Below are 12,349 nucleotides of genomic sequence, written 5' to 3' on the forward strand. Positions count from 1 at the left end.
ACATTTAAATAAGATTGGCATGAACGACATTTCCAGAAAACTCCCCGTTCCGCTCGATGGCGGCGCTCTCGACATTGCCGCAGATAAACGCGCCCTGCTCCGTGACCTTTTCCCGTCGGTCTTTACCGAGACAAAGAACGATCACGACGAGCTCGTCTTTAGTGTCGATTTCGAAAGGCTGAAGGCGGAGTTGGGGGCCTTCACGGAGGTCTTCGAATCACGAAGGGAGCGTTACGGGATGGACTGGCCGGGCAAGAAGGACTGCTTGAAGACTATTCAACACCGGTCATACGCCACACTCAAACCCGTTCCGGAGGAGTCTGTTCGGTGGGACAGCAGCGACAACCTCTTTATAGAGGGTGACAACCTCGAGGTCCTCAAGCTCCTGCAGAAGTCGTACTACGGCAAGGTCAAAATGATCTACATTGACCCGCCGTACAACACCGGCAATGAGTTTATCTACCCTGATAACTACTCCGAGAGCCTCGAGACGTATCTCGCCTACGCGAAACTCACGGACGAAGAAGGCAAGCGTTTCGCCACGAACACAGCGAGCGAAGGGCGCTTCCATACAAAATGGCTCAACATGATGTATCCGCGTCTTTACCTGGCGCGTAACCTTCTTACCGAGGATGGGACGATTTTCGTGTCGATCGACGAGCACGAGATCGAGAACCTCAACCGGTTGATGGACGAGATCTACGGAGAATCGAACCGTATCGCCACCATTGTTTGGAAAGGCGCCACAGACAACAACCCGACTAGGGTTGCCGTTGAGCACGAGTACATCGTTTGTTTCGCGAAGGATATCTCCAGATGCCCCGCCGTTTGGAAGAGCCGGGTAAGCGACGCAAAGGACATGATGCTAGCCAAGTACGAAGAACTGCGCCCCGTGTACTCCAGTCCAGGGGTGATCCAGGAACACTTCCGCCGATTCATCAAGGACAACTCCGAATCGCTCGCGTCCATCACGCACTACAACCTAGTCGACAATGACGGCGTATATACAGGATCTCGGAAGGTCCATAACCCGAAGCCGGGCGGATATGTCTACCGGGTCGAGCATCCTGAAACAGGCGAAAACTGCGTCTTGCCAGCTAATGGGTACCGATTTCCCGAGGAGCGGATGAAGGAGCTTATTCAGCAGAAGAAGATCATTTTCGGTGACGACCATACCCAAATCGTACAGATCAAGGAATACCTCAAAGACTTCGAGGAGAAATTGTCGAGCGTCATCCACTTGGACAGTCGTGCCGGCGCTAACGAGATCGGCCGTCTGCTGGGAAATCGAAAGGTGTTCACAAACCCCAAGCCTTACGAACTGCTCGCGTACATCTTCGATTTTCAGTTAGACAACGGGGACATCCTTCTCGATTTCTTCGCCGGCTCGTGCGCGTCGGCCCAAGCCGTCATGGATTTGAATGCCAGGGATGGGGCCAAACGCAAATTCATCATGGTCCAGCTTCCCGAGCGCTTGGACGCGAGCGTCAAGGAGCATAAGGAGGGGCTAAGTTTCTGTCGGGACAACGGCCTTCCTGAGAACATCGCAGAAATCAGCAAATCGCGCCTGCGGCGCGCCCTCGACCGCTATTCCGGAGAGGATGCACGCCAGGCAGAGCTTACTTCTTCCGATGCTGACCTCGGTTTCCGCGTTTTCAAGTTGGACAAGTCGAACTTCCGCCGATGGCAACAGATTGGAGCGAACGCTACGGTCGACCAGATCGCTGAACAACTTGAACTCCATGTCGAGCACGTCGATCCCTCGGCCTCCCAGGAAGCCCTTCTCTTCGAGATCCTGCTGAAAGCCGGCTTCCGCCCAACGGCGAAGGTAGAAACCGTGGAGATGGCCGACCTTCCCTTGTATTCAGTAGCAAGCGGCGCGCTACTGATCTGCCTAGCCCACAGGATCACGAAGGAACTGATCGATGCTGTCGCCGCAGCAGAACCGATGCACTTCTTCTGCCTCGATTCGGCCTTCGGCGGCAACGACCAGCTAAAGGCAAACGCTGTTCAGACCTTCGCCGCGCGCAACCAGGGCCGCGAGAAAGCCTCGCAGATCGTATTTCGCACTGTTTAACCCAGGGCTCTACGATGAAGCTCAAATTTGACTCAACGCTGGAGTACCAGCACGACGCGTTCAACGCCGTAACGGACCTGTTCGAGGGAATGGCGTTCAGCCAGGATAGCCATTCCGTCACGCTCGGAACGGAAACGATGTTCGGCGGCGAACATGCCGAGCTTGGGATCGGCAACATAATGCCGTTGGCTCCGACGCAATTTCTTGCAAACTTGCAGTCTGTCCAAGCACGCAACAACGTTCCGAAATCCCGAGCCTTGATCGAAGAAGGCGGCCCGTACGATTTCCCGAATTTCTCCATTGAAATGGAGACCGGTACCGGGAAGACCTACGTCTACCTGCGCACTGTGTTTGAATTGAACCGCCTCTATGGTTTCCGGAAATTCGTCGTCGTCGTCCCGTCAGTCGCGATTCGCGAAGGCGTCACGACTTCTCTCGTGCTGATGCGGGACCACTTCCGAGATTTGTATGACAACGTCGCGTTCGACAGCTTCGTGTACAACTCGAGGGATCTGAGCCGCGTCCGGCAGTTCGCCGTAAACAACGAGATCCAGATCATGGTGATCAATATCCAAGCCTTCGCGAAGGATGCGGAAAAAGCTGGAAATGTGATCCATCAGGAGCAAGATCGAATGTCGGGCCGCAAGCCGATCGACTTCGTGCGGGCAACGAACCCGATAGTCATAATTGACGAGCCGCAGAGCGTCGATACCACCGCGAAATCCCAAAAAGCGATCGCTGGACTAAATCCGCTCCTCTGCCTGCGCTACTCGGCGACGCACGTCCACCCGTACAACCTGCTCTACCAGCTCGACCCGATTCGGGCATATGACCTCCGGCTAGTCAAGCAAATCGAAGTCGTGGATGCGAATCCCGTACGGGACTTCAACCGGACGATGGTCCGCCTCGACTGGATTGGTTATCCGGGAAGGGCCAAAACGCCTCAGGCCAAGGTCACGGTTTTCGAAGATACCTCGAACGGACCGCGGGAGAAACCAGTCACGCTCAAGCACGGCGCGGATTTATCCTTGTTCACAAACCGCTCCGACTACGAGGGGTATCAGGTCACCAACATCAGCGCCGAACCGGGAAGCGAGTATATCGAATTTGGAAATGGGCAGATCCTCGAGCTATCGCGGGAAACGGGGGGCATGGCCGACGAGCGCATGAAGAATCAGATTCGACAAACCGTCGAAGAGCACTTCGCCAAAGAGAAGAAATTTAAGGCGCTCGGGATCAAGGTCCTGTCGCTGTTCTTCCTCGACCAGGTCGGCAGCTACCGCCAGTATGACGACGAAGGGAACCGGTGCAATGGAAAGGTCTCTCAGTGGTTCGAAGAGATCTATGCAGAGGTCGCTGCCAAGTCAATTTACCAGGGCGTGCTCACCTACTCAGCCGAGCAGGTTCACGACGGCTACTTCTCGGCAGACCGCAGGAAGGGCAAGGTCGTCACACTTCTGGACACGAGCGGCAGCACCGCCAAGGATGACGAGACGTACGAGCTGATCATGAAGGACAAAGAACGGCTGCTCGACCCGGAGGAGCCACTCCGCTTCATCTTCAGTCATTCGGCACTCAAAGAAGGCTGGGATAACCCGAACGTCTTTCAGATCTGCACACTCCGGGAGATGGGAACTGAAAATGAACGCCGCCAGACGCTCGGCCGCGGACTTCGCCTTCCCGTCAACAAAGACGGGGACCGGATCTTCAACGAACAGATCAACCGCTTGACGGTCATCGCGAACGAGTCTTTTCAAGACTACGCCAAGGGCCTTCAGGCCGACATTGAAAAGGCCATCGACCCGGACGGAAGTTTCCGTTTTGGTCGGGTTCCGAAACTGGCGTTCACTCCTCTGCTCAACCCGGAAGGAACTGCCCAACTCACCGAGGAGCAATCCGAGGCAATCTGGAAGCACCTTGTGTCCAAAGGGTTCCTCGACCGAAACGGCGACTTCGAAAGTGCCTTCAAGCCGAATTCTGAAGGCTTCACCCTGAATCTACCCCTGGATTTTTCCGCCGAGGGATTCGAGGCTGCCGTGGTAGGCCGTCTCAACCGATTCGTCCCCCGCGACTTCGTTAAGGACGCCCGAATGCGCGAGTCAGTCAAGTACAACAAGCGGGTCGAACTCAATCCCGAGTTCCAGATTCTCTGGGAAAAGATCAGTCGGAAAACTCGCTACTCGGTGGAATTCCAAACCGACGAGCTGATCGCGAAGGCTATCTTAAAGATGCGAGACATGCCTGAGATCAAGGCCGTCCGGATAGAAGTCACGAAACGATCAGTCGACATCACCGAAGCCGGGGTGGACGGCGGGCTCGTGACGAGCAACCGCACATATGTCGTGGCCAACGAGCAGCCGCTTCCGGACATACTTGCATTCCTTCAACGCGAAACCGAGCTCACGCGCGGAACGCTCGTACGTATCCTTAAGGATTGCGGACAACTCAACTACTTCGGGATAAATCCGCAGGCCTTCATGACGGAATGCGCCAAGCTAATCAACCGAGCCCTCCACGAACTTATTGTTGACGGGATCAAGTACGAGCCGATTGCCGGTCAGGCATACGAAATGCGCCTGTTTGAAGAGGCAGAAGTTGAGGAATACCTCGACAGGCTGTACGCGGTGAAAGAAAAGGCCGGAATTCTCCCGGACGGCACCGAAGTGCCAAGGACGCCGTATGACTGGATTTCTTTCGATTCGGAAGTGGAGCGGACGGTGGCCGAACGGCTCGACGGGGATCCCCAAGTAAAGTTCTTTTGCAAGCTCCCGCGGGGATTCAAGGTTCCGACGCCGATCGGCAACTACAACCCCGACTGGGCGATCGTCCTCGAGGACGATGGGAAACTTTACCTTGTCCGCGAAACGAAGAGCACGCTCGATTCCGACAAGCTCCGCGACAGTGAGAACCGGAGAATAAAGTGTGGTAAAGCACACTTCAAGGCGCTCGGCGTTGACTTCAAGGCGGCGACGAACATCCATGAGGTACTGACTGGAGCTGCCTAATTCGTCGCGCCGCGCTCTGCGGCGCTAGTCGCTCACAGTAACCCGTCAGCACCATGAAAGTGATTGCGGGCGATTTACCCAGAATGATCGACGAGAAGGCAGCATGGGTTGGAAGGCGGTGTTCCAGTTCGATAATCAAACGTCCGCGGCGGCGATGGAGCAGCAGGGGTGCGCGGCCGAGTTCAGCGGGGCTACCCACCGCACAAAAAGGCGGCGCAACTGGCGGAGTCAGGGTGGCGAGCAACGTGGGCCGCGGTGGATTAGCAAGCGAGCGTGTAGGGAAGGGACGAACTTCGCATGCGGCTCAATGCTGACCAACAGCAGCAAGTCCAACTGGACCCTCGAAGAATTGCAGTGGACCCTTCATCCAGAAGGCGACACGAATGGGATGGCATGGCGCGATGGTTCCTCGATCAAGTTCATCAGCAACCCGCCCTGCTTAAGAAGGGCCAGCAGCATCCTACTTGAAACGTTCGTACGGACCGGCCATGGAATTCGTTCCCGCTAAGAATGCTACCGCTACTTGCGTAGCCGCCCGCTTCGAGCCCGAAGTGCACCAATTCGGACTCTGTTGGCCGCAGCTGTCGCCTCGTCATTTTTTTGAGCAGAGTGTTGAAAAACCTCTGCCTCCGAGAGAACCTGGCGGCCTACAGCTTTATCATTTAGGGACGGCAGTCCGACAAAACATGAGAGCGAGAGGGTAATTTGCAAAAATCGTCGAACAATCAGTCTACATTTGGGAATTCGCTGAGTGGGAGGCTGCTAGCTGATTTGCGTCGTGCGAACACCGAGGCAGCTAAGAAGGAGCGGTTCTTGCAATATCTCTCCGCCGTCTTCGCGCACGACCTCGGTGCGCAGGAACTAATCGCCGCACTTTCACTCGGTGCTGAGAGGACCGTAGCCAACGTTGTTCGTGGCGGCAAAGCGAGCCGCGGCCGGGCAGACACCCAGACGAATACCGTCATTGTGGAATGGGAAAAGGACCTGTCGCGTACCGGTGAGCACGCTATGGAACAGCTAGAGGAATATCTTGCGGGTAACTGGCGCTCCGGTCAAGAATACCGCTTCATTCTTATCGCAACCGACGGAATCAAGTGGCGAATATATGCCCCTGATTGGTCCACCTTGGAAATGGGGCAATTCTCTCTAACATCAAATTATTCACTCCGAGAGATTAGAAAATTTGATCTAACCGAGGAATCCCTGGGCGAATTCCCGTTTTTTCTCGATGAAATTCTGTTCGCATCTCAGCCAAAGATTGCGACCCTAGAAAGTATCCGTTCCGATTTTGGTGATACGTCATCTACGTTCATCAATTCAATCAGTTTCTTATTTGACTGCATTAAAGATTTTTCTCACCACTCAGAACTTCAGGTGGCACTTGATCAGTGGAGAAAATTTCTTAGCGTTGCTTATGGACGGTTCGATGCTTCACCGGGAATGTTCCTCGTTCACACGTATCTATCTATTTTTGCAAAATTAATCGCGTTTTCGGTCATAGCGGAGGAAACCGCCAGAGGGGATCAAAGAGTTAAATCCATCCTCAGCGGAAAGGAATTCGCGAAATTTAACGTTGAAAGATTTATCGAGGACGACTTCTTTCATTGGGTAAACGCTGAGCCCTATTTTTCCCGCCTAAAACCTGCCTTCCGCGAAATTAATAATCGGATCGGCGAGTACGACTTGACTGATGTTCGGGAAGACATTCTCAAGGGTGTTTATCAAGAACTTGTTGATTTAGATACTCGTCACGCACTCGGAGAATATTACACACCGGACTGGCTGTGTGAAAAGATCGTCGAAGAAACCCGATTTACCGAGACGTATCGAGTATTAGACCCCGCATGTGGCAGCGGGTCATTCCTGCGCGCCGCAATCGCGAAGATGCGAAATGAATCGCCTCAGATTGACGCTACCACAATATCGAGAAGAGTTGTGGGAATCGACATTCACCCGCTTTCGGTACAGATCGCAAAAACGACGATCATCATCGCGATGGGGAAGCTGATTGCCCAATCAAATGACCCAGTAACGTTGCATATTTATTTGGCAAACTCCCTACTGGTCCCGGAAACATCGGCCGACTTATTTGAATCCACATTCAAAGTTAGCGTTGACAACCGTCAGTACTCTCTAAATGTGGCTAGAATAGCCGGCCCAGATGAATTTGATTCCCTCATTACATTTTGCGACGATCTGGTGAGACAGCATGAAGGCTTGATTGCCCAATCGAGGTTTTTCAAGCTGGCGACTTCCGCATTGGATGGGGCTACCGACCAGCTCAAGCACGATTTGTATTTCGTGTACAGGGGCATGAAGGAAGCAAGCATTAACGGGCGCGACTCGATTTGGAAGTTTATTCTTCAAAATAGCTATAAGCCTGTTTTCTTGCGCGGTCAGTTCGATCTAATTTTGGGAAATCCGCCATGGTTAACGTATGCGGACGTCACCAATTCCGATTATCAACAGATGCTAATGGGATTGGCAGATCACTATAACGTCACCCCCCCAAAAAGGGCTGATATCCCACACCTCGAAATCGCCGCGATCTTTGTTGCACACTCGGTCAATTACTTTCTGAAACCTAGTGGAACACTTGCATTCGTACTGCCAAGGAGCTTCGTTTCTGCTTCCCAACATGAAAATATTCGGAGAGGAACCGTAAGCAGCCTCGAGTTAAAGGAATTGTGGGACTTGAACGACGTAAGTCCACTTTTCCGTGTTCCCTCATGCGTTATGTTCTTCAAACACAGCGCATCGGATAACCTCCGGCGGCGAGTTTCTCTTCCGACTTTTCCTGGGAAGCGACTGGAAGGAAAGCTACCTCGCGAGCATCTACATTGGGGGAACGCTACAAGATTCATCCGCCTAGAAGACGTTTCATGGCACTTGTCTACGTTAGGTGCGTCGGGCGCACGCTCGGCGTTTACTGTGGGCGGGTCCACGCAGTCAATAGGCACTAATGCATATGAGAAGAAATTCTCGCAAGGGGCGACGGTTGTTCCACGCAATTTCTTTTTCATTGATCTGGAAACGGATTATGATGGTGGCGGCTTTGTCGGGCGCACTTGGTCTGTCAGAACCGCCACGGCAGCGGCCCGAGAGGCAAAGGCGCCTTGGAAAAACCATTCCCTAACGGGTCGAATTGAGGGCGACTATATCTTCAGGACAGCCATCGCAAACAATCTCGTACCCTTCGCGCTTTTCTCCCCCCCCATCGTGGCACTTCCAATTACTGAGAATGGGTCAGATCAGGAAGCCACTTCATTCAGTCTCTTAAATAATGCCGATCTTTTGGGTAGGCGTTCAAGATACGCCGCGGCTTGGTTCTCTGAGGCAGAACACCTCTGGGATAAGCACCGCACGGAGAAAAATAGGAAAAACGGAATTGGACTGCTTCGATGGCTAAATTGGCAAAACAAATTGACCGATCAGAATCCATCTGCGCGATACCTTGTTATCTATACGTCTTCGGGACAAGATGCCTGCGCCGCGGTGGTAGACCGACAGGATTTTGATGCGCCCTTCATTGCCGAACACAAGACATATTGGGCTGAGTTCGGGACCAGAACAGAAGCCGACTATGTGTCAGCATTCATTAATTCTGATTTTGCTAACTTTCAGATTAAGGATTTTCAATCTAGAGGACTTTTCGGAGCGCGTGATATTCATAAGCTGATCGTAAAGGTACCGTTCCCTCGATATGACGCCAGCAATGAGATGCATAAGCGACTCTCTGCACTTGGCCGGAAGTGTGGTCAGTCGATCAGCACGTACCTTGAGAAGGAGATCGCCCATGATGCATCCGCCCGAGGACTTGGACGTTTACGAGCTCGGATTCGGGAAATGCTGTCTGGAGAGATGCAAGAAATAGACGAGATCGTATCGGTGCTGTCTACAGGACGATCCATTGACGCTGCGGCTCGCCGAGGAAAAAAAAGAAGCCGCCAGCCCCGATTGCCTGGACTGTTCGACTAAGCGGGCTGATTGGCGCAAGTGGATGTCTGGCGTAATTGCGCGCCCGCCCAAGTAGCGCCAACAGTTGGGGCACGCCGCGGCTGGCTAGGGTAGTCGTGCCTGCAGCCGCGTCGTACGCCTGATTGGATTAGATATGCGAGCTCTCGACGACAGCAGCGCCTCCAGCATTGAGTCAGACGATCTAATCCTTCGGCTTCCATGACAAGGCGGCCGACGTGCGTCTGCGCCAGCAAGGGGTCATCGTACTTTCCATGCAAAAAATGGCGGTAGCGGACCGCAGAGCCGCCCGCAGCAAGGTTTCTCGGTGCAATCAATCACGGGCCGACGGTGCATCCGTAAGTCCTTGATAGCCAAAAGCTTTCGGGGTCATACCGCCAGAAAATGCACGGAAAGTACGATGCCCCCACCTTCAGTCCAGTCGCTAACTGTTTGCCTGAGCGGGTCAGTCCAGAACTCGATCGACTGCGGAGAACATACCCCGCCTGGCCTTCGCGCGGGCGATGGTCATTTCCCGACTCGACAGCCTCGAGCCAGGCGAGATCACAGCGATGCTTGATCTCCACGAGCGGCTATCGGCCGGCTAACGCTGGAGGGCGGCTGCGGTGCCGGCTTGCTGAGACGGCGATCCGGGCGCTTCCAACTCAGCTTCGCCAAGAAGCGGCGCCATGCCGACTGCGGCTGAGAGAACAGCCAGCGCTCGGTGTCGGCGCCGTCTTTGCGTCCGAGGACCGCGACAAGGGACTCGACGGCCAGGCAGTATTTCTCGTAATCGTCTTCGGTCATCGTCCGGTCGATAGCGGCAGGTTTGCTGGCCGCGACAAGACGGATGTAGTTATCCGCAGCGATCGCGAACACAGGCTCGCCGTCTGCACCTACAGTCCAGTTGGCCCGGTTCAGCGCCAGGATGGACTTGGCGAGCCACTGGTCCAGGATATAGGCGCCCGAGCACCCGAAGAAGAACATCACCTTCGTAAAGAAGGACGGGCCCATGCCTTCGAGTTGGGCGGACGCGATCAAATAGCGAAATGCACGGTAGGCCTGCCGGCGAGTCATCGTCGGCAGTTTTTTGGCGAGCGCTTCAATGGCAGGCACGCACGCCCAGAGGGCGCAGCCGGTCGCCTTCCTGCGGGACCTTCCGCCAAACGCCATCATCGCTGCGAAGCGCCACTTGAAGGGGACATCAGTGCGTGCGCAGAAGTCGAGGAGTTCGTACCGGTTCAGAGGGCGATAAAGCTCGGGAAAGCCAGATTGTTTGGCGGCCTCCAGAATCGACGTTTCGGGCAGCTTCAGCCGTTCGAGCCATTCGATCGCCGACAAGGCGATCCAGTCCACCGGATCATGGTCCGGGTCCAACAGACGCTCGAGAACGTGCTGTGCCACCCAGATCGGAGGCTGGACTTGTGGCGTCGAATTTGCGGGGGTGGGGTGCGACAAAGGCATCGTTGTCTCCTTGCGGAAATAAGCCGATAGCTGTGTCGCAGGCACCATGCCCGCGATCCAAGACAGCCATCGGAAGGACTCTTGACGATGCGGGCGTAAGTGTGCCGGCATCGTCAAGAATCCTTCCTATATGGGCTATCGATTCGAAGGCCTGACGAAGTGTCAGACTGGGCTGTGCATGCCCTCTACACCAACTTGATGTAGTCGAACCCTATGGACCGCGATGCGGTGTCTTTGCCTGCTTCCCTAGGAAGGGAACGTAAGAATAGCCTAGTTCGCGGCGAAGTCAAGCCTGCCGCTCTGCGATGCCCGGGAATCTGGTGGCCCGCGCGTGGCAAGCGGGCCATCGCATCGGCGACTCAAGTGCCGCGACGCAGGGAGAACAGGTCGCGCAGTTCCGCGTTGCTGAGGCTTCCCAGCGACTCGTCGCCGGCTCCCACAGTCAAATCCGCAAGCGCGCCTTTGCCTTGAATCATCTCGTTGATCCGTTCCTCGAAAGTCCCTTGGGTAATGAAGCGATAGACCTGAACATTCGCATGTTGCCCAATGCGCCAAGCCCGATCACTGGCTTGATTCTCGGCGGCGCGATTCCACCACAAGTCGTAATGGATTACGTGGGAGGCGGCGGTCAGGTTCAAGCCCGTGCCGCCGGCCTTGAGCGTAATCAGCATGATGCGCTGCACCGGGTCGGTCTGAAAGCGCTCGACCATGGCATTGCGTTGGGTGGTTGTGGTGCCTCCATGCAGGAAGAGCGGAGCAAGGCCGTATCGCGACTGGTGCCAATCGGCGAGAATCTCGCCCATCTCCCGGAATTGGGTGAACAGGAGCACCTTCTCGTGGCGCTCATAGATGGAGTCGAGCAACTCAAAGAGCGCCTCGGATTTCCCCGAGTGCAAAACCCCAGACTTGAGATACTGGGTCGGGTGGTTGCAGATCTGCTTGAGTGCCATCGTCATCCGGAAGACGAGGCCGTGGCGCGAGATGCTAGCCTCCGCGTTTTCGAGCGCTTCCAGTTCGCTATCCAGCACCCTCTTGTACAGGGCCGCTTGTTCGTCTGTCAGGGCGCAGTAGCGGTCCTGCTCGATCTTGTCTGGGAGATCGTTGATGATGGTCTTGTCGGTCTTGAGGCGACGCAGCAGGAGCGGTGCCGTCACGCGTTTGAATTGATCCACGACGCTATGATCCCCGTGCACCTGGATCGGCGTCGCGAACTCCTTCTCAAACTGTTTCAGCGTGCCCAGGTAGCCCGGATTGACAAAGTCAACGATGCTCCAGTAGTCCGCCAGGCGGTTTTCCACTGGCGTCCCGCTCATGGCGATGTGGTTGGTGGCCGGGACGGACTTGAGCGCCTTGGTTTGTGCCGCGGCTGGGTTCTTGATGTTCTGCGCTTCATCGGCGACGAGCAGGTGCCACTGCATGCCGGCGAGCATGGCTGCGGACCGCCGAATCACCCCGTAGGTAGTAATCGTGACGTCCGGGCGGTCGGCCTTGAGCTCACGCTTTGCGCCGTGAAAGATGCCGTACGTGAGGCCGGGGGCAAAGCGCTGGATCTCTTTCGCCCAGTTAGTCAGTAGCGTCGTCGGGACGACCACGAGCGCCTTGTGGGCGGCGACAATCATTTTGTCCGGCGTAGCGACAAACATCTTGGCCGGTGGCGGGAACTCGGAGGCGGCGTAGCCGCCGGAGAGTTTCCGCCACCGGCGGCGCCGAGTTGGCCGGGTTCTACGATGGCTGATCGCATCAATAAGCGGTCAGTCCATGTCTGGAACCCGTATTACCGACCAACAGGTTAGCCTCTACATGTCCAAACGCAAACAGCATACCCAGGAGATTGCCGCTGCCAAGGCCG

Annotated in this window: 5 protein-coding genes; 3 read left to right on the plus strand and 2 right to left on the minus strand. The window is 55.3% G+C overall.

The genetic code is table 11. The annotated features are described in order from the left end of the window. Positions 1-19: 19 nt before the first annotated feature. From A3AG_RS0101675 to A3AG_RS32915, 3 genes are all read left to right on the plus strand, one after another. Positions 20-2,077, plus strand: a complete 2,058-nt coding sequence (locus A3AG_RS0101675; RefSeq protein WP_012354401.1) for a site-specific DNA-methyltransferase — start codon at positions 20-22, stop codon at positions 2,075-2,077. A gap of 14 nt (positions 2,078-2,091) precedes the next feature. After that, positions 2,092-5,082 carry a restriction endonuclease gene (locus A3AG_RS0101680; RefSeq protein WP_012354402.1) on the plus strand — a complete coding sequence of 997 codons (2,991 nt, stop codon included), beginning with the start codon at positions 2,092-2,094 and terminating at the stop codon, positions 5,080-5,082. 813 nt (positions 5,083-5,895) lie between these two features. After that, the gene (locus tag A3AG_RS32915; RefSeq protein ID WP_115671136.1) at positions 5,896-9,060 is read left to right on the plus strand and encodes an N-6 DNA methylase; all 3,165 of its coding nucleotides are present in this window, start codon (positions 5,896-5,898) and stop codon (positions 9,058-9,060) included. Between the two features lie 540 nt (positions 9,061-9,600). On the opposite strand, the gene A3AG_RS0101685 is transcribed toward A3AG_RS32915, so the two are convergent. After that, positions 9,601-10,500 carry an 8-oxoguanine DNA glycosylase OGG fold protein gene (locus tag A3AG_RS0101685; RefSeq protein WP_018003842.1) on the minus strand — a complete coding sequence of 300 codons (900 nt, stop codon included), beginning with the start codon at positions 10,498-10,500 and terminating at the stop codon, positions 9,601-9,603. A 359-nt stretch (positions 10,501-10,859) separates the two neighbouring features. Next, a complete protein-coding gene (locus A3AG_RS0101690) occupies positions 10,860-12,119 on the minus strand; it encodes a DEAD/DEAH box helicase (protein ID WP_196813391.1) in 1,260 nt (419 codons plus the stop codon). Positions 12,120-12,349: the final 230 nt, after the last annotated feature.

It is taken from the genome of Cupriavidus neocaledonicus, from assembly GCF_000372525.1.
Lineage (GTDB): Bacteria > Pseudomonadota > Gammaproteobacteria > Burkholderiales > Burkholderiaceae > Cupriavidus > Cupriavidus neocaledonicus.